13 protein-coding genes and 2 pseudogenes are annotated in these 23,079 nt (G+C 64.4%); 10 read left to right on the top strand and 5 right to left on the bottom strand.

Annotation, left to right across the window (positions count from 1 at the left end):
* Window positions 1-17 precede the first annotated feature (17 nt).
* On the bottom strand, window positions 18-686 hold the full coding sequence (locus tag ACTXG5_RS10340; protein ID WP_445163566.1) for a nitroreductase family protein: 669 nt from the start codon (window positions 684-686) through the stop codon (window positions 18-20).
* A gap of 149 nt (window positions 687-835) precedes the next feature.
* On the opposite strand from ACTXG5_RS10340, the gene ACTXG5_RS10335 reads away from it, so the two are divergent.
* The 6 genes from ACTXG5_RS10335 to ACTXG5_RS10310 all read left to right on the top strand — a co-directional run bounded on the left by ACTXG5_RS10335 (window position 836) and on the right by ACTXG5_RS10310 (window position 5,995).
* Complete coding sequence (locus ACTXG5_RS10335) at window positions 836-1,228, top strand: carboxymuconolactone decarboxylase family protein (protein ID WP_445163565.1); 393 nt, start codon at window positions 836-838, stop codon at window positions 1,226-1,228.
* 5 nt (window positions 1,229-1,233) lie between these two features.
* Window positions 1,234-2,154, top strand: coding sequence for an NAD(P)-dependent oxidoreductase (locus tag ACTXG5_RS10330; protein ID WP_445163564.1), 921 nt, complete (start codon window positions 1,234-1,236; stop codon window positions 2,152-2,154).
* Window positions 2,155-2,447: 293 nt separating this feature from the next.
* Complete coding sequence (locus ACTXG5_RS10325; protein ID WP_445163563.1) at window positions 2,448-3,539, top strand: amidohydrolase family protein; 1,092 nt, start codon at window positions 2,448-2,450, stop codon at window positions 3,537-3,539.
* 28 nt (window positions 3,540-3,567) lie between these two features.
* The gene (locus ACTXG5_RS10320) at window positions 3,568-4,713 is read left to right on the top strand and encodes an amidohydrolase family protein (protein ID WP_445163562.1); all 1,146 of its coding nucleotides are present in this window, start codon (window positions 3,568-3,570) and stop codon (window positions 4,711-4,713) included.
* Between the two features lies 1 nt (window position 4,714).
* A complete protein-coding gene (locus tag ACTXG5_RS10315) occupies window positions 4,715-5,113 on the top strand; it encodes a Rieske (2Fe-2S) protein (protein WP_445163561.1) in 399 nt (132 codons plus the stop codon).
* A gap of 15 nt (window positions 5,114-5,128) precedes the next feature.
* Window positions 5,129-5,995, top strand: a complete 867-nt coding sequence (locus ACTXG5_RS10310) for an alpha/beta fold hydrolase (protein ID WP_445163560.1) — start codon at window positions 5,129-5,131, stop codon at window positions 5,993-5,995.
* A 5-nt stretch (window positions 5,996-6,000) separates the two neighbouring features.
* Here ACTXG5_RS10310 and ACTXG5_RS10305 read toward each other — a convergent pair whose 3' ends face one another.
* Window positions 6,001-6,474: a hypothetical protein gene (locus ACTXG5_RS10305; RefSeq protein ID WP_445163559.1), complete on the bottom strand. Its 474-nt coding sequence runs from the start codon at window positions 6,472-6,474 to the stop codon at window positions 6,001-6,003.
* A 36-nt stretch (window positions 6,475-6,510) separates the two neighbouring features.
* Between ACTXG5_RS10305 and ACTXG5_RS10300 the strand changes: the two genes are divergently transcribed.
* Together ACTXG5_RS10300 and ACTXG5_RS10295 are read left to right on the top strand one after the other, a co-directional pair.
* On the top strand, window positions 6,511-7,824 hold the full coding sequence (locus ACTXG5_RS10300; RefSeq protein ID WP_445163558.1) for an NADH-ubiquinone oxidoreductase-F iron-sulfur binding region domain-containing protein: 1,314 nt from the start codon (window positions 6,511-6,513) through the stop codon (window positions 7,822-7,824).
* The gene (locus ACTXG5_RS10295; RefSeq protein WP_445163557.1) at window positions 7,821-8,117 is read left to right on the top strand and encodes a ferredoxin; all 297 of its coding nucleotides are present in this window, start codon (window positions 7,821-7,823) and stop codon (window positions 8,115-8,117) included. Before ACTXG5_RS10300 ends, ACTXG5_RS10295 begins: the two co-directional genes overlap by 4 nt.
* Window positions 8,118-8,125: 8 nt before the next feature.
* On the opposite strand, the gene ACTXG5_RS10290 is transcribed toward ACTXG5_RS10295, so the two are convergent.
* Window positions 8,126-8,956, bottom strand: a complete 831-nt coding sequence (locus tag ACTXG5_RS10290) for an alpha/beta fold hydrolase (protein ID WP_445164353.1) — start codon at window positions 8,954-8,956, stop codon at window positions 8,126-8,128.
* A gap of 138 nt (window positions 8,957-9,094) precedes the next feature.
* A pseudogene (locus ACTXG5_RS10285) lies at window positions 9,095-9,336 on the bottom strand (NAD-dependent epimerase/dehydratase family protein); the annotation flags it as partial.
* Window positions 9,337-9,445: 109 nt separating this feature from the next.
* On the opposite strand from ACTXG5_RS10285, the gene ACTXG5_RS10280 reads away from it, so the two are divergent.
* Both ACTXG5_RS10280 and ACTXG5_RS10275 read left to right on the top strand, forming a co-directional pair.
* Entirely contained in the window at window positions 9,446-9,769 is a 324-nt protein-coding gene (locus ACTXG5_RS10280; RefSeq protein ID WP_445163556.1) for a hypothetical protein, read from the top strand.
* Between the two features lie 88 nt (window positions 9,770-9,857).
* A pseudogene (locus ACTXG5_RS10275) lies at window positions 9,858-10,125 on the top strand (Zn-ribbon domain-containing OB-fold protein); the annotation flags it as partial.
* A gap of 35 nt (window positions 10,126-10,160) precedes the next feature.
* Here ACTXG5_RS10275 and ACTXG5_RS10270 read toward each other — a convergent pair.
* Window positions 10,161-22,838 (bottom strand): WXG100-like domain-containing protein, encoded by a 12,678-nt coding sequence (locus ACTXG5_RS10270; protein WP_445163555.1) that lies wholly within the window; start codon window positions 22,836-22,838, stop codon window positions 10,161-10,163.
* Between the last annotated feature and the right edge of the window lie 241 nt (window positions 22,839-23,079).

Below are 23,079 nucleotides of genomic sequence, written 5' to 3'. Positions count from 1 at the left end.
GAACCGCGACGTGGAGCTCAGTTCGCCGGCCGGTCGTGCGTCGCGGCCGAAAAGTCGCCGGCCGCCTGGTCCCAGTGGTTGAGGTTGACGAACTCGGCGAGGGGACGGCGACGAAGCGGACCGTGCTTGCCTTCGGGCCACCCGACCACGATGTGGCCGGCAACCAACCAGCCGTCGGGCACCCCGATGGCTTCCCTCAGCAGCTGCTCGCCGCCATAGGAGGCCCAGCTGGTCATGCACGCCCCGAGGCCTTGGGCGCGAGCGGCCAGCAGGAAGTTCTGCATGGCGGGAAAGATCGATCCACCCAGCAATAGTTCGGATGCCGTCGGGTAGTGCTGCTGTGCGAACAAGACCGATGTGAATTCACCTGCCCGGTCATGCAATTCGTAGGTCGCGCGGTAGGTACGGGCGCGCCGGCTGCTGTCGTCGTCGGCGGGCCGCGTCATTCCATAGACCGGCTCGATCACTTCCAGGGCCTGGGCCGCCGCCTTGGCCACGACGGCCCGCTGCTCCGATGAGCGCAGCACCACGAAGCGCCAGCCTTGCGCGTTGGCACCCGACGGCGCCCACCTCGCGGCTTCCAGGCAGCGCGTCAGCGTGAGGTCGTCGACCGGCTCGTCGGTGAAACGCCGGATCGTCCGGGCGGTCGACATCACTTCCCAGACGTCGCTGCTCGCTCCCGTCATCGTCACTCCCTTTCGGCACGGGCTCACCTGATGCAACTATTCATTACCGGGTGCTAACCGTTGACACGACGAATTGAGTCAAGGGAGACCGTAGTCGTGCGCTTGTGACGCACCGGATGCTGCAGCCTCAGACCTAAAGGAGAAGACCATTGGATCGCGAAACATACCAGCGGGGACTTGAAATCCGCTCCGCGGTGCTCGGCGAGGCGTACGTCAACCGGGCACTGGCCGACGCGGACGAATTCACCAAGCCCCTGCAGGATCTCGTCACCGAGTACTGCTGGGGAGCGGTCTGGGGCCGAGACGGGTTGCCTCGCAAGACGCGCAGCATGCTCAACTTGGCGATGATCCCGATCCTCAACCGGCCGAACGAATTACGCACACATATCAAGGCGGCACTGACCAACGGCGTCACTCGCGAGGAGATTTGCGAGATCTTCTTACAGGTCGCCATTTATGCAGGTGTCCCGGCCGCGGTCGACAGCTTTCGCATCGCCCGCGAGGCGTTCGACGAACTGGACCAGAGCCCGGGCGAAGGCTAGAAGTCGTGACCGCGATCGGGTTTGTCGGGTTGGGCAACATGGGCTTTCCCATGGCACGCCGGCTCATCGGCGACAACCACGACGTCGTCGCCTTCGACACCAGCAGCGCGTCACTCGACCGCATCGTGGCGCTCGGGGCGCGCGCCGCGTCATCGGCAAAAGAGGTCGCCGATCGGGCGGAAACGGTGCTGGCCAGCCTCCCGTCGCCAGCGGTGTCGCTCGAGGTCGCTACCGGGGCCACCGGGGTAATCGAGGGCTCACGGGTCAGGCGCTATGTCGACTTGTCGACCGTCGGCAGTCGAACCGCCGTGCAGATCCACGACCTGCTGGCCGAACGCGGCATCGCTGCGCTCGACAGCCCGGTCAGCGGCGGTGTGGGCGGAGCCGAGAAGGGGGCGCTCGCCATCATGGTGTCCGGCCCGCGCAGCGAATTCGAGGTGATACGACCAGCACTCGAAGCGATCGGCCGCCCGTTCTACATCGGCGAGAAACCCGGGACGGCTCAGACGATGAAGCTCGCCAACAACATCCTGGCGGCCAACGTCTTGGTCGCGACCTCAGAAGTCGTCGTGATGGGCGTCAAGGCCGGTCTCGACCCGGCCGTGATGATCGAAGTGCTCAACGCGGGCTCCGGCGCAACGAGCGCAAGTCGTGACAAGTTTCCGCGCGCAGTACTGCCCCGCACCTTCGACTACGGCTTTGCCACCGGCTTGATGGTCAAAGATGTCCGGCTCTATCTGGACGAAGCCAAAGCACTCGGCGTGCCTGTCGACGTCGCCGAGACCATCGGCCGGCTCTGGGAGGGCGCCCTACTCGACCAGGGCGCCGACTCAGATTTCACCGCCGTCATCAAACCGTTCGAAAAGGCGGCCGGCGTCACCGTCGGCGGTGTCGACGACGGCCGGGACTCCATTCCGACGGCGTGACACCGTTTGCCGTGGCTGTAACGCCTGCGGCCGCGGCCGGGTAGCGAACCGGCGGCCCGGAGGCAACCTCGGCGCCGCGGAAGCCGCCCTGCCACGAACGGGGAGAATGGTATTATCCGGATTGAAGAACGACAATTGCTCTGAAGGTGGCAATACCCGCGACTACCAGGGCAGATGACTAACCGAGACGCTTACCGGAAATTCATTGATCGACAGCCGACGAGAATGTTAGATTATCTATCTTATGACCTGGTTTGCTTCACCTTGGCTACCGGAACCGAAGGGTGGCTGTCGTGATCGAACACGCTGACGGGACAAGCACACCGCTCATCGACGCGAGCGTGCACATCTTCTTTCCGTCCACCAAGGCGCTGCGGAAGACCCTGCGTGAGCCGTTCAAGAGCCGCGGCTTCCCCGACTACGAGATGGACTGGTACGGCGCTCCGGGCGGTGAGTACGCGCCCAACACCGAGGGCCCGGACCGTCAGTACCCCGGTTCGGATCCAGAATTCGTTGCCAATGAGCTCTTTTCGAAGCGCGGAGTCGACGTTGCGGTCCTGCACCCGATGGCGCGCGGCATCATGCCGGACCGGCACCTGGGCAGCGCGCTGCACGCCGCGCACAACGAGATGATGGTGTCGAACTGGCTGGAGTCCAGCCAGTTCGGCGAGCGGTTCCGCGGCACCATCCGGGTAAACCCCGACGACATCACCGGCGCGCTGCGGGAGATCGAGAAATGGCGTGCCCATCCGCGGGTGGTTCAGATCGGCGTCCCGCTGCAATCCCGCGAGGTCTACGGCAAACCGCAATTCTGGCCGCTGTGGGAAGCCGCGGCCGACGCCGGCCTTCCGGTCGCTGCGCACATCGAAGTCGGTTCGGGCATCGCGTTTCCGCCGACGCCGAACGGGAACACCCGCACCTACGAGCAGTACGTCAGCTTCATGGCGCTGAACTACCTGTACCACCTGATGAACCTGATCGCCGAGGGAGTGTTCGAGCGCTTCGACGGCCTCAAGTTCGTCTGGGGCGATGGCGCCGCGGACTTCGTGACGCCGTTCATGTGGCGGATGGACACGTTCGGCCGGCCGCACCTCGAGCAGACGCCGTGGGCGCCGCGGCTCCCGAGCGACTACCTGCCCGGTCACGTGTATTTCGTCGAGGGCAGCCTCGACGGTCCCGGTGACACCGAGTTTGCCGGCGAGTGGTTCGGCTTCACCGGCAAGGAAGACATGGTGATGTTCGGCTCGAGTTACCCACACTGGCAATGCGGTGACATCACGAAGCTGCCCCGCGCACTCTCCGCCGAACAGCGCGAGAAGCTGTGCTGGCGAAATGCGGCACAGCTGTACGGCATAGACATCCCCGCCGGCGTGGGCGCACAGTAGAAGGAAGACGCGAGACCGAGGAGATGCAATGACGTTGACCCATTCGCAGGAGCGGATTCCCGCTGCCGAGCGCATTGCCGTCCGCTGCGTCGACTCGGATGTCCACCCGGCACCCAAGCGCGGCGAGCTCGTTCCATACATCCCCGAGCCCTGGCGCAGCAAATATTTCCTCACCCGCACGGTGGGTGAGCAGATCTACTATGACGCGCCCGACTACGCGCACTCCTACGCAATGCGCGTGGACTCCTTCCCGTCCAACGGCGAATTCCCCTGCAGCGACCCGGATATGGCGTTTCGCCAGCTGATCATGGAAGCCGGCTCCGACATCGCGATCCTGGAACCCGCCGCCTACCCGGCCCGCATTCCTGAAGCGCAGCACGCGATGGCGTCCGCCCTGAACGACTGGCAGGCCAATCACTGGCTGGACGGGCACAACAACTGGCACCAGCGGTGGCGGGGTTCGATTTGTGCCGCCATTGAAGACCCGGAAGCATCCGCGCGTGAGATCGAGAAGTGGGCCGGGCACCCCTACATGGCGCAGATTCTGATCAAGGCCGAGCCGCGTCCGCCATGGGGAAACCCCAAATACGACCCGATCTGGGCGGCCGCCACCAAGCACGACATGCCGGTGAGTTGCCACCTGTCGCGCAGCCAGTTCGATGAGCTGCCGATCCCGCCGGTGGGATTCCCCAGCTACAACCACGACTTCATGGTCACGTACTCGCTGCTGGCCGCCAACCAGGTGATGAGCCTGATCTTCGACGGCGTCTTCGACCGGTTCCCGACGCTGCGGATCGTCTTCGTCGAGCACGCGTTCAGCTGGATTCTGCCGCTGATGTGGCGCATGGATGCGATCTACGACGCGCGTAAGTCTTGGATGGACATCAAGCGCAAGCCGTCGGAGTACGTCAAGGAGCACATCAAGTTCACCACCCAGCCGCTGGACTACCCCGAGGACAAGACGGAGTTGACCCGCGCGCTGGAGTGGATGGAGTGCGAGAAGATCCTGCTCTTCTCGTCGGACTACCCACACTGGACGTTCGACGACCCGCGCTGGTTGGTCAAGCACCTGCCCAAGCACGCCCGCGACGCGGTGATGTACAAAAACGGCATCGCGACCTATCACCTGCCGGAGACGGTTCCGGTGCTCGAGGGTCAGGTTCGGGTGCTCTGAATTGTCCGAAGAAACTAAGCGGCCCGAGCCCCGTCTCGCCCAGGGCCGCGAGCATGTTGTCGCGACGGTGGACGAAATTGCGCCTGGCACGCACAAGCTGGTACCGATCGGACGTCACGGCGTAGGTGTCTACAACGTCAACGGCACCTTCTACGCGATCGCGAATTACTGCCCGCACCAAGGCGGACCGCTGTGCTCGGGACGACCCCGGGGACGCACGATCGTTGACGAGACAGCTCCTGGTGACGCGGTCATGGTGCGCGACCTGGAATACATCTATTGCCCTTGGCACCAATGGGGTTTCGAGCTGGCGACCGGTACCACCGCGGTAAAGCCGGAATGGAGTATCCGCACCTACCCGGTGCGCGTCGTCGGCAATGACGTTCTGGTGCAGGCCTAACTACAGGAGAATCGCGTGCCTTCTATCGAGATCAACCGGGGAAATGTTGTCTACGAAATCCTCGGTGAGTCAGGCGATCTCATTGCCCTGACGCCAGGTGGCCGGTTCAGCAAAGACATCCCCGGCCTACGTCCGCTCGCCGAGGCCCTGGCCGCGGGTGGCTATCGGGTGCTGCTGTGGGACCGGCCCAATTGCGGCGCCTCCGATGTGCAGTTCTACGGGCAAAGCGAGTCGCACATGCGCGCCGAGACACTGCACAAGCTGGTGACGGGACTGGGCTTCGAGCGTTGCATTCTCGCCGGAGGTTCCGGCGGGGCAAGGGATTCCATGCTGACGACGATGCTCTACCCCGAGATGGTCACCAAGCTCGTGGTGTGGAACATCGTCGGCGGCATCTATGGCAGCTTCGTGCTCGGTTCCTTCTACATCATCCCCAGCATTCTCGCGGTGCGAGGTACCGGCATGGACGGCGTGGTGAAGATCCAGGAATGGCGCGAGCGCATCGAGGAAAACCCGGCCAACAAGCAGCGGTTCCTCGACTTCGACTCCGGCGAGTTTCTCAAGCTGATGCTGCGCTGGCTCAACGCATTCGTTTCCAAGCCGGGTCAGACGATTCCGGGCGTCGAGGACGAAATGTTCGATCGGATCCAGGTCCCCACGTTGATCATTCGTGGCGGCGAGAACGACATGGATCACCCCAAGCGGACCTCGCTGGAAGTCAGTTGCCTGATCAAGGCATCAAAGCTCATCGATCCACCCTGGCCCGAGGACGCCTGGGAGCGTGCGTCCGAAGAACGTGCGGCGGGCAAGGTGCAGCACTTCAATATGTTCGACACCTGGGTGCAAGCGGCACCCGCGATCCTCGAATTCCTGGGCTCGTAATGGCGCTACACGGTGCGAATGTGGACCTCACAATTGAGCGACGCCTCCAGCGCCGTGTGGACTCGGCTTTCCGGAACGCGTTCGAGGTCCTGCTCCCGCAGCGTCACATGGACGATGTCGAATCCGTCGTCGCCGGGGGTACGCACTATGTCACCAGTGAGCCCGAACCCGGACAGCACACCGTGCGCGTCGTCGTCGGTTCCCCGGCTGACAAAAGTGATCACCCCCGGGACGGGCGTAACGCCGAACGCCGTGGTGCACAACCTGATAGCCGCCTCCTTCGCCGCGTCGCCGTTTTCGGCAGCGATGAGCAATTCAACTTCACGACGAGTTACGGGCATGGACGCGAGGTCGTTCTCGACCACGCCGGCGCCGGCCTGCGCCGCGAGCTCGAGGAGCGCTGTCATGCCGTCACCTAGTTGCGCAGGCGTGAGCACGCTCTCCGGGTCAACGTTGACACGCACCACCGCAGTTCGCATGTGCGCAAGCCTAACTAAGACGATGGCAGGCCTGCCTTGAACACCACCCAGTCCACGACCATCACCACCGCCACCTTGCCCGGGTGCACACCACGGCTGCTGACTGAGCAAGCCGGCCAGGCCCGGGAGGACCTCGCAGCCTATCGGCGGCTCGGCGGGTACCGCCCGCTCGCCAGCGCCGATGAATTGCTGAGCGAAGTCGAATCCAGCGGACTCGTCGGCCGCGGCGGTGCGGCCTTTCCGCTCGCGGTGAAGTTGCGTACCGTGCGTGACAACGGGCGCCTGACAGCAGACACCGGTGGCCCCGTCGTCATCGCGAATGGCGAAGAGGGAGAACCGGCTTCGATCAAGGACCGCTGGCTGCTGCGCAACCGCCCCCACCTGGTCTTGGACGGACTGCGGTTGGCCGCAGCGATTGTCGACGCTGACCGCGCCTACGTGTATGTGTCCGATCCGGAATCGGCGCACAGTGTCGAAACCGCGCTCGGCGAGCTCGATCCCGATACCCGGGGCGTCACGGTTCACATGTTGACCGTCGCGCCCGGGTACGTGGCCGGCGAGGAGACCGCCGCGGTTCGGGTGATCAAGGGCGGCCCGGCCAAGCCAACGGACAAGCCGCCCCGCCCATTCGAAGCGGGCGTCGATGATCGACCCACGTTGGTGAGCAATGTCGAGACGCTGGCCAATCTGCCCTACCTGCAGTGCCACGGCTCGGCGGCATTCCGCTCCGAGGGCACATCGCTGTCGCCGGGCACCTTCTTAGCCACGATTACCGGTGGCGGCAAGCCTCCGGTTGTGTACGAGCTCCCCCACGGCCTCGCGTTCACCGAATTGCTTGCGGTGCACGGGATTTCCCCTGAGCAAGTGCGAGGGGCGCTGATGGGCGGATACTTCGCCGGCCTGCTCAACCGCAGCGTTCTGGAAACCTCGCTGGACCACGAGACGATGCGACGCGTTGGCAGCGGTCTGGGCTGCGGCGCGATCTCGGTGATCACCGACGATTGCCCCGTTGCGGTCGCCGCGTCGGTGCTCGCCTACTTCGACCGCGAAAATGCCGGGCAATGTGGGTCGTGCTTCAACGGGACGGCGGCGATGGCTGCCGCCGCTGGGGCCCTGCGCGACGGTGCAGCGACGAAAGAAGATGTCGACCGATTGCGCCGCTGGTCGGTGCTGCTGCGTGGACGCGGCGCCTGCGCGACGCTGGATGCCGCCACCAATGTGGCCGCCAGCCTGCTCGATCAATTCCCGGGCGAAGTCGCCGTGCATCTCGACGGCACTTGCCAGGACTGCGCCGGCGGCGCATTCCGCGCCGACCGTCCGTATCAGGCGGAAGCGGTGAGGCAACCATGAAAATCCGCCTGGACCGCACCATTTGCGACGGCTTCGGCATCTGTGCCAAGCACGCGCCCGGATACTTCTCGCTGGACGACTGGGGATACGCCGCATTGATCGGGGACGGCACCGTGGCCGAAGCCGATCGCGACGCGGTCATGCGGGCGCTGCTGGACTGCCCGGTGCACGCCATCACCGAGCTCGGCGAGCGCCTCTTCCCCGCCGCCGCGCCGCCACTCACCGAGGCCGACGATCCGGCCGAGCATCTCAAAACCGAAGCGAACGAAGCCGAATGGGGTTTCACGCGCTGAGCGGCGCATCACCCGCGTAGCGACTCCAAAATTTCCCGGTAGTACAGGTGGGCCAGGAAGTGTCCGCCGGCTCGCAGGTGCAGCGTTGCGTGCGGTATGCGGCGGGCGAGTTCGCCGGTCCAGGACGGATCCAGAAACCGGTCGCCTGTCCCTGCCCAAACATCCACCGGCACTTGGATATCCTCGAGCTCGAAGCCCCACGGGCGCACCATGGCACGGTACTCTTCGACAACGCCTTCTGGTTGCCGCAGTGGTTCGTGTGACATGTGCGCAAACGTCGTGAATCCCTCGGCCCTCAGTACCGCGCCGTCGGCAGGCCCGAGTTCACGTGCGGCAAGCCGGCCGTAGAGTCGCGGAGCGCATACGGCGGCGAGCCCCATGGCGCGAAAGCCCAACCGCGCCACCCACGTTGCGCGGCAAGATAATGGGATATAGGTGCGATCGACAGTCGGCAGATGATCGATTGCACCCGGTTCGGTCAGCGGAAGCGCTCCAGCGATGATGGCGGCCCGTGTTACCCGCTGCGGCAGCGCGTAACTCACGGCCGCCGCGTACTGTCCGCCCAGAGACCAGCCCATCACGGCGAACCGATCGACATCGAGCCCGTCGAGCAATTCGGCGACGTCGCGCGCCCAATCCAGGATGGTTCGACCCGGTTGCGAGTCAGACCGGCCGACGCCCGGTCGATCGGGGGAAATGAGACGAACCCCGCACAGCTTGGCGACTGGCGCGGCGGCGGCCACGTCGAGACGGCAGGCCAGCCCGCCGTGCGCGTTGAGAACCACGAAACCCGTCGGATCGCCGTAGTCGGCATAGCTCAGCCGCCGGCCGTGCGGCATCCGGACCACCTCGTATCGCTCGTCGGCGACGTCTCCGGACAATGACCCACCTTCGTGTTTGATGACCACGGCTAATGCAGCTCAAGGGCGTGCTCGAACCCGGCCAACAGATTACGGGTGCTCCAGCGCCGTGGTCTAGTAGGTGAAATCGTCAGGGAGACCGGGGAAGTCGCTGGTGCCGACGTCCAGCGCGACGGGCAAGATGGTGGCACCAACGAGTTTTCCCGCGCTGCGGGGTCTTTCAGACGAGCGGCGCCCCAGACCTCGTTGCCCGCGGCGGCCAGGGCACGCACAATGGGAAACGCGATCTTGCCCGTCGCCCCGGTAATCAGATCTTCTCCGCGTCGAGCGACAAGCACTCCAAATGTGAAGTACTTGATATATCGTTTGGAGCACAACGCCCGGCCGATGTTGTCTACATGGTCGTTGCCGAGTCGACGGAATAAGCTGAAAAAGCCAAGGTAGGGACGGCCCGATGAGAGGCCCACCATGAGGATGTTTGTTCGTCGTTTGACTGCCGCCATCGCGGTCGCGTTTTTGTCCATGGCGGCCGCGGTGCTCGTGACGCCGGGTATCAGCTCGGCGCAGTGCGTCAACAACATGTCGTTTAATCCGGCGACCCTGGAGTGCAAACAGCCGACGGCCCCATCGGCGTGGTACACACCTCCGCCGTCGTATGCGCCGTCATTTGCCGGGCCGGATGTGCCGCCCCCTCCACCCCCGCCCTGGTGGGCTGGCTGGCAGGCCCCGATGTGGAGCACCGGCTTTCATCAGTGGGGCATTTACCTGGGCGGCGCCTGGGTGCCGCTCTGATAACGTGATTCTCCGATTCGTATAACGGCGCTACCGGGTTGGCCGTTCGACTCGCGAAGGTGACGTCTCAGCAGTACCGGACCGCCCACTGCCCCTGGTCACGGGAGAAAGCGAATTTTTCTGGACTTCGGGCGCCGATGGAAAGCTACGGCTGCTGGAATGTAAGGCCTGCGGATCGCTGATCCTTCCCCCGGCACCGGTGTGGCCGCTATTGCCGCTCCCGCGACATCGAGGTGCGCGCCGTTTCCGGCCGGGCGACGCTGGCCGGTCCAGCACGGACCCAGGAGTTGATCTTCCGCTCCTGCCCAAGCATCCACCGGGACTTGGATATCCTCGGGCGCAAAGATCCACGGGTGCACCGGAATCCCCGTTTCGGCGTCGACCCGACAGATCAGTCGACCTCGGAATCGGACTCGGCGTCAAGCGGCCGTCCTCGGCCCCGACGGGGCGTACTGACGGCAAGGAATTGGGAACCGTCGGTCGTGTTGCGGCCAAGAGAGCTGCGACCTGACGACGATGGCCTCATCCCATGGTCGGTGACCGCATCATCCACCGATGCGGTGCTGCCGAACCACCGCGACGTGTAGGCACTGGTGGTCGATGCCAGCGGGAGATTGGGGCCCGTACGCGAAGCACCCGCGGAACGCCGCGCGGCTGACGCCTGCGCGATTTGTGGTTGCCGTTCCATATCGGACGGATGTGGCTGCGGCTCAGCATCTCTGGTTGGACGCGATGGGCCGATTTCGCTTGTCGGGGTTCGCTGGTCACGCCCGATGGCGGACGATGACGGGTCGGCCGGAGGATCGTGGTCAGCCACCGGTGCGTGCAGATCGACATCACCCGTCGCGGGCTGATCTTCTAGCCGAATCTCGACGATTCGTCGCGCTGCCGCATCTGCTGGACGATTCCCCGAGGCCGGAGCACCGTCGGGCAGCGACCGTCCACGCGATGTGGGTTTGCTGAATCTCACCATGTCCGGGTCGATGCGGCGTTCAGCGAGGCGTGATATCACTTCCTTCTTTAGGAATCTTCGAGTGTCGCGGGCCCGCGTCAAGCCGACGGCATCCGCTTTCTTGAACGGATTCCCACCATTCCCTCCACCATCGATGTTCACGACCACAGCGCCCTCATTGGCCGCAGACCGGCGAGCCGCTTCCTCAACTACATGGGCGACAAAAGGTTTGAGCTCGTCCTTCTGGACACCGCCGAGCCTCTTGCCTCGCTCCGCAAAATCGAGGCGAAGTGGTCGATCTGACACCGGAGCTTCTTCCTCGATTCGAATCACGACGACCCGGCGTGCCACCTCGTCCGATTCGCGATCGTGCGGCCTGCCGTTGCTATCGGGGAGGCCCCTCCCGCGGGACTCGTCCCGGAACGTCACCATCGACTCCGGCACTCCGCGTTGACCGAGTATGTCGTGAACCTCCGCCTCTAGGGCCTTGCGGGCTTCGGTGGCCCGCCGCTGGCCCACGGCCGTCGGCCTCCCGTTGAACGGCCATCTCTCGAATGGCCATCGCTGCCCATTGGCGCCGACCTCCACGTGCACCACCAGGCGGGTCGCGTTCTGGTTGGACCGGTACCGCCTCTCGGCGTCGCCGGCGATCTCGGCGGCACGCGCCCGGACGACCCGGATTTCCTCGTCGTTGAGTTTCTTGGCCTTCTCACGGAAGCGAAGCTCGGACGTTTCATTCGACGGTGCGACATGGGACGTCCCCGACGGCGGAGTCGCGTGAGTCGCCGGTGCGCCCCATTTGACACCGAACAACCGACGGCCCGCAGGTGGCCCCTGAGCTGGTTCGAACGTCCGCCGAATCCAGAGGAGCGGCTGCCCGGTGACTCGGTTGCCGTGCAGTTCGAGTCGATCGGTCTGACCCGCCGCGATCCGCCCGAAGTTGGCCAACGACTGCGACCGCGATCCCATGGCATCGATGGGCCGGTAGTACGACACATGTGTGGCCGCTGTCGACACGGAGTCCATCGACCTCGGAAACTCGGACGCCAGACGTCGTGCACCGAAACTATCCAGCGTGGGATCGATCCCTTGGCCAATCGTCGCACTCGGGTCCGGAGTACGCCCCAGCGCAGTCACCGGATCACGTGAAGAGCCGGCGACAAACACATTGTCTCCGATGTTGAAGTCGCGGGCGCGGGCGAGCGGTCCCGCTCCGGGAGAACCTAGCAATGTCACGGTCCGGATCTGGCCAGCCAGCCGTCCACCCCGACCCGCAAACCCCGTGGTCGTCGAACCATACGAATGGCCAAACACGTGGTTGTTCGAAAAGTGGCCCCCAGCAGTGTCGTTGGCGTCCCGCCCCGCGTTGAACGCCTTGATATCGGCGTGCAGGATCTCACCGCCGTCGTTCGCGGCCGTCCTCATCGTCACTCGGCCAGAACGCCAACCACTCGGCGCGTCGTAGCCGACCCATACGATCACCACCGGATCGGGAGCGCCCTCGGCGCGAGCAGATTCCACCAGGTTCACCGCGTCATTGAGGAGGTCGTTGAGGCTCGCCATCGTGGTAGTCATGCCCGGCACCATCCACGACACCGATGACGCGCGATAGGGATCGCCACCGACGGCGACCAGGATCCGGCCGTCGTGGCGAAAGGCTGTCGGGTCGAGCGCCAACACCGACGGCGGCTCACTGCCGATCCGGCCCAGACGATTTGCCGCCCGGCGCAACGCGGTGTTGACGGCATCCAGCCGTTCGATCGGCTTGATCAGCCGAAGGTTGTCGGCCTCTTCTCGAGCCAGGTTGTCCTGCAAAACGATTCGATTGGCCTCATCGCGTACCCGCGGCGGTAGCCCCTCGGCATTACCCACATGTTCCGGAAAGGCGGCGACCATTGCACGACGCTCTTCCACCGACAATCCTTGCCACCAGCGCGCATTCAGCCGCGCGCGCACAACACCCTGTGGCGCATCACCCAACGGATGACGTATCGCGTATACATCAGCAAGCGCGGGACGTCCGCCCAAGACCGGATTCATGTACAGCGCTCGCCGGCGCAGGGCATCGTGGGCCAGCGTTCGGGTGTGCGAATCGACCGCGGGGTCCGGTTCGAAACCAGGCACATCGCGCCCGATGATGTCATCGTGCCGCGATTCCGACATGTTCAGGAAACTGACGCCTGATTCATTCCCTCCGCCACGCCGCCTCGATACCGGCGGCATCGGCTGTCGGCGCAGCGACGCGGCCGGTGGATCCTGATGCGGATGTCCGGTCTGGGGTGCAGAAGCGTCAATGCCGGACGACATATGCTGGCCAGAAACGAGTTTAGGCGAGCCCACCTCGGAGTCCGACGATGTACTGGGGTCAACAAATCGGACGTGTTTCGTCGCGCTCGCGTCCAGTGAGCTGCCGGCCATCGGGTGCAGCGCTGTCGACGGGGGCGGCAGCTGCACTGGGGTATATGGCGTCATTGGCGGGAAGCGGTCTTCCACAGTCATGTCAGGCTCGTGGTCGGTCCCGCCGGTGAAATCGGCAACATCGACGTCGGTGTAATACGAGGCATCGTCTTCCGTATAGCGGGAAGCTTCGTCGTCGGTGAAGTCGGCAACATCGTGGTCAGTATCGCGGACGCTCGGTGTCGATTCGACGATGCCATCACTCTGACCTGCCGCCATCGGCGGTAGCTCGGGGAACTGTCGCCGTTCCGGCGAAATCGGCACCGTCGACGGGAAGCGGCTTTCAGTGTCGCCTTCGGTCTCGTCGTCAGTGTCGCTGACAGAAGATATCGCCTTTGAGCTGGCTCCTGTCTGGTGTGACACGATCGACCGTGGCTCCGGCCCAACGAGGGATGGCCTAGCGGGCTGCGGCAACGGTGGCACAGATGGCACCGTCGACGGGACGCGACCAGCGGTCGTACCATCGCCAACATCCTCGCTCTCGTCGAACTGCCGCCAACCTGGGGCAGTGGGCACCGTCGACGGCGGGGAGTTCACATCGAGGGCTGGCACATTGCCGGACGACTGGTCAATCGGCAGAACTGTTGAATCACTCTGCGATACTGAATCTTTCGACGTCGACTGATGTGTGGGCGCCGCCGGCGGATCGTCAGTGTCTGCAACAAACCCGCCCGGCACACGCGCAGCACCCATTGCGCGCGGAGAGTCCTCGACGTGACTCGGTGACGAAACCTCGTCACTCGTACCCCGCGGCCCCTCCGCAGCCGAGACCGGACCTGCCGATGTTGCCTGGCTGTGGTGCGGGTCGCTGGCACCCGGGGTAAATCCACCCGGCACGCCAGGAGCCCCCATTGCCTGGGGCGATTCATCGTCATCACTCGGTGGTGGATGCCCGTCACTTGTGTCCGGCGGTCCGGCGGACGTGTCCCATCTCGGGAGCCAGGACTTCACCGTGTCGCGAAAAGCGGGATAGCTGCGTTGGCCCGTTGCGATGCCGGCCGACATCCATTGCGATAGTTGCTCACCGACCCAGTCGCTGTAGAAGCCATTTGCTATGAGCGAGTACGCGATCCATGGTGCCGCTGATTGCAGGCTCTCGAATTGGCGGCCGTCAGTGGCGAAGTTGACCAGAGCCGGGACGGCCGCCACCAGCGCCGGTGGAGTGAAGTGGATGAACGAGGTGGCCGCATCATGCGCAGTAACGCTCGGGTCGAACAGTTCAGTAATCGAGCGCGTGATGAGATACGAAGAACCCGGCACCACAATGGCCTCTGATGAGGGATTGTGTGCGAACAAAGACGCGGCGAGCCCTCCTCCCCGAACCCCAACGGTGATGGCCGAGTACCCTAACTTGGGCCAAAAATCGACATTACCCAGGCCCTGCTCGTCCGGTGCGTCAACAAGTTGGGCACCGAGGCGCTCCAGGTTCAAAACATCCTTGCGAATCAATGAGATCTGGCGATGCGTGCTCTCCGAGACATGTGCCCCGCGCTCTTCGAAGATCTGCTGCGCAGTCTCGATCATGGCGAAATGCGCACGTATCTTGCTGATTGCACGAGCCAACGCTTCCTGCGTCGCATAGTCAGGCTGGCTCCCCAACTCGTCGGTATCGGCCGCTGGCCGGGTATCGGACTCGGAAATGAGGCGCAACTCACCTTTGGCCAACGCATGGTGTTCAGTTTTCGGAAAAGGTAGCCCAGCACCAATTGCCAGCGAAAGAGCTTTGTTAGCCAAGGCGGGGATATAGTCCGCAAATCCGGCTGTGAAATAGATTGCTCCCTGCAAGGAACCGGCGAGAGCTGCCCACTCACGATCCGTCAGCTTCCCGTGCGGAAGAAAATTGATGGTCCCCGGGACGGTGAACGGAAGTACCAAGTCGAAGACGGTTTCACGCAGCAGACGCGAGCTGTAACTGGAATGGCCTGCCATGCCGCCCATCTGGAGCACAGCCTTCAAATGCGTACCCGCAATCAAAGAGATGAAGTTGAACGACGGAGGATGCTGCAAAGCCGGCCCGATATACGACAGTGCCATCGGCAGGACTGTGGGGCCGATATGCCGAAATCGGTTGAGTGCGCTTTCATCTCGGAGCAACGCCTGCACCGAGCCCATCGCCTTGTCGATGATCGGGCCCGCAGAGTTGCGCAGGACTCGATAGGCCGTTTGCTCCGACTCGGAGAGCGAATGGCGAGGGGGCGCTGTAACAAGGACTTTCAGGTCGTCCAGATCCTCCATGAGACTTGTCAGGACCGGCTTGCCCGTCTCGGGATCAGTCAATTGCTCACGCAGCAGGTGAATGAACGCCGCGTCGTCACGCTGGGAGACATCTTTGTACGCGGTGGTCGCCTTTCCAAGGGCGACCAGAGGATTCCGCCTGCTTCGCGTGGCCCCCACCCCACTACCGGACGCCTCGGGCCGTGTCACCTCCTCGACGTCGCGGCCCGGCAACACCGCATCCACGGCTCGCCGGATATGCGCTTCCAACGGGCCATCTACTCGACCGTGCCCACCACTCCGTTCGGAAGGCGGCAGGTTGCCGTCGTAATGATTGTGGCCGTTGTAACGCACATTCACTGTGCGAGTGGCATTTTCGGGGCCAACGGTGGACCCTTTGATGACGTCGTGCACCTGTACATCCAACGTATGTGCCACCAACGTGGAGAACATGTCCCCGTAACTGCTCGTCCACCCTCGGTCCCGCCACGAGTCCACCGCCTCCAGCAGATGGGCATACTCCATATCGGTCAGCCGTCGCGTACTGGCAGCGAACACCGCCGCACGTAACTCCTCGACCCCGTGAAGGCCGCCAATGGCCGGCACCGCGCCACGATTCCGCAGGTACTCGAATTGACCCTGTCGGCCCACCCGCGGATCCGCGTTCACCCCGCCGTCGGGCTGAATCCCCACCTCTTCACGCGCCCTTCGTCGCGCCTCCGCACGACGGAATTTCGCAGTCTGCTCTGCGGTCCACTCTTCGATGTAGCGCTGGCGTAACTCGTTGGGAGACAACCATTCTTCGGAGTCCACCAAATGGTTCTCGTCGAACCCCAACTCTGTGAGCCGACCGCGCAACTGCTGCTCATTGGCGTGCTCCACCCACTGCGCCAGGCTTGCCCGCTCCCTGAGGTTGCCCCGGAACAACGCCACCGCGCGGTCAGGCAACCCATGACCGCCACGATCGAGGACGAACTGCCGCACTTGGGCGAACAACGCAGATCTAGCGCACTCCAACGGCCCTGCCCCGTCGGGAAGGACAGTCCTTTCGAACGCCTGGATCAAGGCTGTCGAATACGCATTCGCGGGAGTCGAGGACTCCGACAACCATTCAGCCGGCCAATGCTGTGGCGGCGTGCTGAGCACCACCGCGTATAACAAACACCACCCGTCGCCGGGGATTGATATCAAGTCATTGTCGACTGCGATAGGAGCCTTATCATCAATCGCAGCAACACTTTTGGGAGAATCAACGCCGGCCTCGACCTGCTTGGCCTTAACCTCGTCCTTCTGCGCTATCTCATCCGTAGAAGCGGGCGGTGTTTCGGCGGACGAATGGGTGACGGGCACAACGGATTCAGTGTGATAGTCATCGAAATCCGGTCCGTCGTCGCGGCCCTCCGAGTCGGTATCCGAGAAGAACGATTCCCGTTGTTCCTGCTGAGCGCCGCCGCGGAACCGGACCACACGCTGGCGCGCCGCGAAATCCCGCGCCGCACCCTCGCCGGAGCGATGCCACATGTACAACACCCGCAACGCCGCCTGCGCCGCAGGCTCCCCACGATGAGCATCCAACCGATAACCCTCCTCGGTCAGCTCACCGCCACCCGGCGACAACCACCGATGCACCACCTGCAACCGTTGCCGGAAGTCCGGATCCTCCCGCACCGCCTCCCACTGCGAATCAATCCACCGCAGATCAGCGTCGTGTGTTTCTCGCGGCCGAGCAGTGCCGCCCAAAGCCCGCAACGCCGCCTGGGCACGGCCGGCGGATTCTGGAGCCGTAACGGGTGACGCGTGAAGGGGTGCGGTCGACGTCGTTGCCGTCGGCCCGGTGACGGGCAGGCCACGCCCTCCAATCGGACCGCGGGGCGCTCGCCCGGTGTCCGTTGCCGTCCGAGGTTGAACCGGCGCGTTGTTGGGCGTGATCGGAGCCGGTTCGCTGTCGGCGCTGCCCTGGTGCCCTGGCTCGGCCTCCCGGAGATCACCCAAGCCGATCGCCAAATTGCGGTTCTGTCCCCACCGCAGGGCTGTGACGAGTTGAGCCAGGGAGAACCCGCCGTTGAACAAGTATAACGACGACGGCATGACAACTGGTTGAAACCCGTTGGCCAACAATAGTCTTGGTAGAAGGAATCGGTTGTGAAGCCGCCCGTTGCCATCCTGAAAGGGATGCAATACCCCAAAGGTGCGCATCACCCGCGCGATCGCGCGCAATTGGTCGTCTTCGGACTGCGCCTGCCCGAGCTCCTGGTAGTAGCGCGCAAATGCCTCGTTGATCATCGCCGGTAACCCCTTGGGCGGGAACAGCAGGGTGAGTACCAACTCCCCCTCAGAGTCCCGATACGACACGGCTATCAAGTCGGTCCGATCCCAGACTTCGGATGGCGGGGTGGTCGTGCCCTCGGACCGTGCATCGAGGTGTGTCACCAGCGGGCGCCCGTCGAGCGTCTCGGTCAGATCGTCGGCCAGCGTGTCGAGTATGACGAAGTGCGTCGAGAAAATACGCCCAGGATGCGCTCCGCCGATGTTGAAATTTCCACGGCTACCTGCAACCACGCGCGTCTGCGAAGTGACGAGCGCATACATGCGGTGGTATTCGTCCCAGCCGATCGCGCGTCCCACGACGTCGGGATCATCGAGTACCGATTGGTACGCGGACTCCATATCCGCTTGGAATCCGAAGTGTTCGTCGCTGTCATACATTCCGCCCGGATTCGAACGGTCGTGTTGGAGCGCGTCGTTGTGGTCGCGCTCATCCAGATACAGCCGCCACCAATGGCGTCGCGGTAACACGGCGCTAAGGGTCGTTGGCCCGGTGCGCGGAGCCCGCGATGGCTCATCAATGGTCATACTGGCCAGCCACTGATGCACCGCCGCACCGACGGCGAGATCATCCGGGTGTCCGGTGAACCGCCGCTCGAGGTCGAACGTCGGCGGCGTGTTAGACCGCGATGGTGCGGTCGGTTCGTGGTGGAGGAGTAACCCGCGGGGTCCGCGCAACGGCACGACACTGAAGCTGTCGTCCAAACCCGTTGTCACATCGCGGTCTTGAGCCCACCGTAGGGCGGTCGCGATGTGGTCCAGCGAGAAACCACCGGAGAACAGGAAGCCCGTCGACGGTAGTACCACCGGTCGAAAACCATTGGCCAGCAGCAATCTCGACAGGAGCAAGTGGGTGTTGAGCCAGTCCTTGTTCTCGGGAAACGGGAGCATCACCTGCAGCGTGCGCACCGCCCGCGCGATGGCACGCAACCGCTCATGTTCTGTCGTCGCGGTGATGTCGGTGCGATATCGATCGAAGACTGCATTGACGAGTTCGGACACCTGCCCCATGGAGTACACGGGCGTGAGGCCGAGTTCGCCGTCCTGCTCGGTGATTCCGACAATGCCGGGCGTGCCTATGCCTCCACCGTGGCTCGATCGGTGTGCCAGCTGGCGGTCGCCGACGCGCTCCCCTGCCATGTCGTGGGCCAGCTGGGAAGTGCCGAGGGTTTGATAATTCTCGTCCTCGGCCCCGCCCAACGCGGGGTTTTCGATGCCGGTCGCCAATTGGCGCATCTGGTTATACGAGGACCAGTCGATCGGCTGTTGCAGCGCGCGGGGGTCATCGAGAAATTGCTCGAAGGCAGCCTGCATATCGCGCCGCGTGAACCCTCCGAGTTCCGACTCATACGCCGCGCCAGGATCGTTCGGGTGCGTCTCCATTGCAACCGCGTGATCATCGCTATGGAGATACAGCCGCCACCAGTGTCTCTCATTCAGCACCTCACCTAGTGCGCGCGGCTCATCCCGTGACACATTAGGCCACTGCGTCTCGGCAAGCTGTTCGAGCCACGACTGCAACCGCGCGTTCTCGGTCCGTAGCTCATCCGAGAACACATCCCGTATCCGGTCGTCGGTATCGCTCTGCTCGCCGATACCGGCATCGGCGTTGCTCTCCCGTAACGCATCCCAGTCCTGTTCGGGCACCGGCTCGGCACCACCCCGGAACCGGACTACATGCTGGCGCGCCGCAAATTCCCGCGCCGCATTCTCACCGGAACGATGCCACATGTACAACACCCGCAGCGCGGCCTGCGCACCCGGTTGGTCGCGGTGGGCGTCCAGCTGATAATCATTGGCCGCCAACGCATTCCCACTCGGCGACAACCACCGGTACACCATCTCCAACCGCTGCCGGAATTCCGGATCCTCCCGCACCGCCTCCCACTGCGACTGGATCCACCTCAGGTCACCAGCCGACCGGTGCGGCGCGTCAAGGTCAGAGTGCACCGAATCACCCTGCGGGACAACGTGATCTGCGTAATTCTCCCCGGGATTGCGAGTATCGCCGGTGTCGGAGGCTCCGTCACTGGCCCACCGTTCCCATGCTCGGAAGTCTGCTGCTTCCTCGTCACTGAGTATCTGGTCGATCGGTTCGGATTCGACCACGGGCGGTGTCTCGGTGCGGTGCGGCGCGGTCGAGGCAGTGACGGGTGGCTGGTCTTCGATGTGTGCCACGACCATGCGTCGACGTGCGTGCTTGTCGGTGCCGGGGATGTCGTCGGTCAATGTCTTGCCCCGAGAGGTGGGGCCGGGGAAGGTCACGAGGTCGACCGGCAGGCCCTTCTGTTGCAGCAGCGCCTCGATCCGGGGCCGGACGGCGTCGAGGACCGACCGGGCACGCTGCTCACCGACGGCGTCGGCACCCTCGCTGCGCCCTCCGCCGTTTCCGCCCCCGTGCACGCGCAGGGCCACGCCGGGTTGTCCTGCCTCGTTGCGGCGCCCGGCTTCGGTGACCACGTAGTCGGCGAACGCTGCGATCCTGTCGGCATGCGCCGGGTCGACGGTCTTGGCGTGCTGGTCGAAGGGCACATACAGCGGCCCGTCGTGCACGTCGTGGTCAGCGGGTGCGTTAGCCGCGACCATCGTCTCGGCCGGTGCCACGTCGTCGTCGCGCGCGGGATCACTCCCGCCCGATTCGGCCCACTGGGCGGCCACCGCACCCTGCCGTAACCACTCCGGAGCGTCATCCCACCGAGAATCGGAGGACTCGCCATGCGGTGATGTCGGTGCCGGCGTTGGCACGTGGGTGCGCATCGAGTCACGGTGCGGCACGTCACGAGGTCGCACCGGCGGCGGCGTGGCGTCGTGAGGCAGGTCATGGATCGGCCCGTGCTGGGCGATCTCGTCGATCTTGGCCAACTGCTCGACCGACAGCGTCGCACCCTCTTGCAGAGCACGTGCGCCCATCGGGCCGTCGGAATCAATGCGGCGCCGCAATAGCGGCTGCATGGGCGCGCGCCGGTCGTCATACCCCTCGGGCAGGCCCAGAAAGTGCAGAACCTCGTGCACCAGCTCGCCGTCACCGGCGCGGGTGGAGAAATTCGCCTGATCGGTGTGCGCGCCAGTGTGGACCGTGACCGTGGCGTGCGGTGCGGCCGAGTCGAAGAGGACGGTGATGTTCAGTGCGTCACCGTCGGGAAGGTGGTAGCGATCGTTGAGGTGCTCCTGGACCGCGTCGGTGAGACGCTGCCGCAGCGTGGCCACCTTGTCGTCCCTGACCCCACTGCCTGGCTCCAGACTCAGCCGCACCTCGAAGTCACGCACCCAGCTGCCATTGGGCAACTGGAACCGGCGCTGGTCATAGCTGACCTGAGTACCCCATCCAGCCAGCAGACCGTCGTCCTGAAGCCCGTCGGCGGCGGCCTCGAAACGCTCGCCGATCATCGGCGTCGGCGGCGCCTGGGCGCGACGGCCCCCGAAGTCGTTGTCGCCCTCCCGCGCGGATTGCTCAGCCGGAACGGACAGCCCGTGCGAGCCGGTCGTACCCGACTGGCTCGTGGACAGCGGACCCTCCGCCCCCCGGCCACTCCCGGGATTGAGACCACCAGAGCCGGTAGACGCTGATGTCGCAGCCGGCGCTGCCACGGGTGTCCCGCCCAGGGATGTCGCAGCCTCGGCCGACAGGCCGGCGGTGCTTGGGACAGGCGTGTTCGGCATGGAAGTCGCCGCAGCGGTCGTGACCGGTGCGGTCCTGCCACTCGAACCGCCACTGGTAGCACCGGTAGCTGCAGTTTTCGAACCGGAGGTAAAACTCTGGCCCAGACGAGTGTTCGGCACCCCAGTCGGCGAAACGGCGCCACGATTACTCGCTGAACCAGAAGTATTCGACCCACCGGAGGTGCTGGAAGCATGGCCTTCACCGGCGTCGCCGGAGCCCGCGCCGCGAGCGGTGTTCGTTGACCCGCCCGGTGAGCCGTGGGTATCGGTCGCGTTGGTGGTCGGGCTTGCCGATGTTGCCGTATAGGGGGGCAGCGCCTCGGACGAATAGGGTGGCGCTGCCGCGAGGGGGTCGTGCGGCGCGTTGGGTGGGCTCGAGATGTCGTTCTTGTTCGACTCGTCGGACTTCTCTGAGGGGCCGGACTCGGTGTGGTCGTCGGAGATCTTCGGATCTGCCTTCTCGCCGGGCGCTGGCTCGTCGAGCTGCAGGTCGCCGTGGGGTGGCAGCCCGCCGAGACCGCCTGCCGGGGAGTTGGGATGAGGATGCCCGGTGCCGTGCAATGCACCGGAGATGGCTTGTGTAGAGGCCCCACCGAACACTGACAACGGATCCAACCCACCCGCGGTCAGGCCGCCATCGGAGGCGATCGACCCGAACACGTTACCCACCACGCCGGTTCCGTACCCGGTCAACGCCCCCTTGGTGATCTTGCCCAACACGCTGCTCGAATCCCCCAGCGCGTGTTTCAGCGGGCCTTGGGTCGCGTGGCCGGCCGCCCCACCGGCCGCGCCACCAACTGCGTTCATCCCGACTTGTTTCCAATCGATGCCGTCGCGGTGACCCTTGCTCTTCTGGATCTCCTCAATGGCCAACTCTTGAGCAGCCTCCTCGAGGGCCTCGTGCACGGCCTCCTTGACGGCGTGTTTGAGCAGACTCTTTACCCCGGTGAGGGTCAAGGCCTTGACCAGCTCCCCGGTCAGTCGTTTGAGCAGCTGCGCCACCAGCTGGCGCACTGCGGCGATGGTTATCGCCTCGATCGGCGGAACCCACGACAACGACGCCCCGAAAGTGGCTGGGGCGCACGCGAGGGCATAGCTGATCTCCGCGCCGGCAATGGCCAACGAAGTGATGATCTGCAGCTTGGTGTACTCGATCTGGGTGCCGGCGTTGCTGGCCAAGTCCCCCAGCGCCGCTACCGCCTCGACCAACTTCTCGACCGAGTAGTCACCTTCCAGCAACAACGCGAAGGTGGCCTGCGCGGCGGCCCCGGCCTCCCCGGTCAACACCGCGTCCGTCTTGCGATTGGCCTGATCCAGCTCCGGAATCAACGCCTTGAGTCGGCCGGCCGCCTCGTGCCAATACTCGCCGATCTGAAACATGGCCGACTCGTCGCCCTTCGGCCACTCCGAACCGGTCAGATACGCCAACCACTGCAAAGACTCCGGAATTCGCAGTGTCATTCGCGCCCTCTATGCAACCAGAATGAACCGTCCCGGTACGCCTGCACTTCCTAGGTCAGAGGTGACGTGCCGCGTGGCGCAGGCTGTCCGGTGGTTTCACCGACATAACGTAGCCTGCCGCGACGAAAGTTCACTTTGTGCGGCGGCAACACCGCATCGCGCTGCTCGACTATCGGGGCCGGCAATCCACGCAACTTGACTGATGCGCCGCGGGGTCTTTCAAGCGAGCGGCGCCCCACAC

It is taken from the genome of Mycobacterium sp. Dal123C01 (genome assembly GCF_052566995.1).
The sequence above is the reverse complement of the archived record's forward strand: the minus strand, read 5'-3'. Positions and strand labels throughout refer to the sequence as shown.

What these genes read in the sequence shown, in the direction of transcription:
- ACTXG5_RS10290 (WP_445164353.1), bottom strand. Translation starts at nt 8,956, where the DNA reads ATGCCGCACGGCCGGCGGCTGAGCTATGCCGACTACGGCGATCCGACG.
- ACTXG5_RS10280 (WP_445163556.1), top strand. Translation starts at nt 9,446, where the DNA reads ATGAGGATGTTTGTTCGTCGTTTGACTGCCGCCATCGCGGTCGCGTTT.
- ACTXG5_RS10295 (WP_445163557.1), top strand. Translation starts at nt 7,821, where the DNA reads ATGAAAATCCGCCTGGACCGCACCATTTGCGACGGCTTCGGCATCTGT.
- ACTXG5_RS10305 (WP_445163559.1), bottom strand. Translation starts at nt 6,474, where the DNA reads ATGCGAACTGCGGTGGTGCGTGTCAACGTTGACCCGGAGAGCGTGCTC.
- ACTXG5_RS10340 (WP_445163566.1), bottom strand. Translation starts at nt 686, where the DNA reads ATGACGGGAGCGAGCAGCGACGTCTGGGAAGTGATGTCGACCGCCCGG.
- ACTXG5_RS10270 (WP_445163555.1), bottom strand. Translation starts at nt 22,838, where the DNA reads ATGACACTGCGAATTCCGGAGTCTTTGCAGTGGTTGGCGTATCTGACC.
- ACTXG5_RS10320 (WP_445163562.1), top strand. Translation starts at nt 3,568, where the DNA reads ATGACGTTGACCCATTCGCAGGAGCGGATTCCCGCTGCCGAGCGCATT.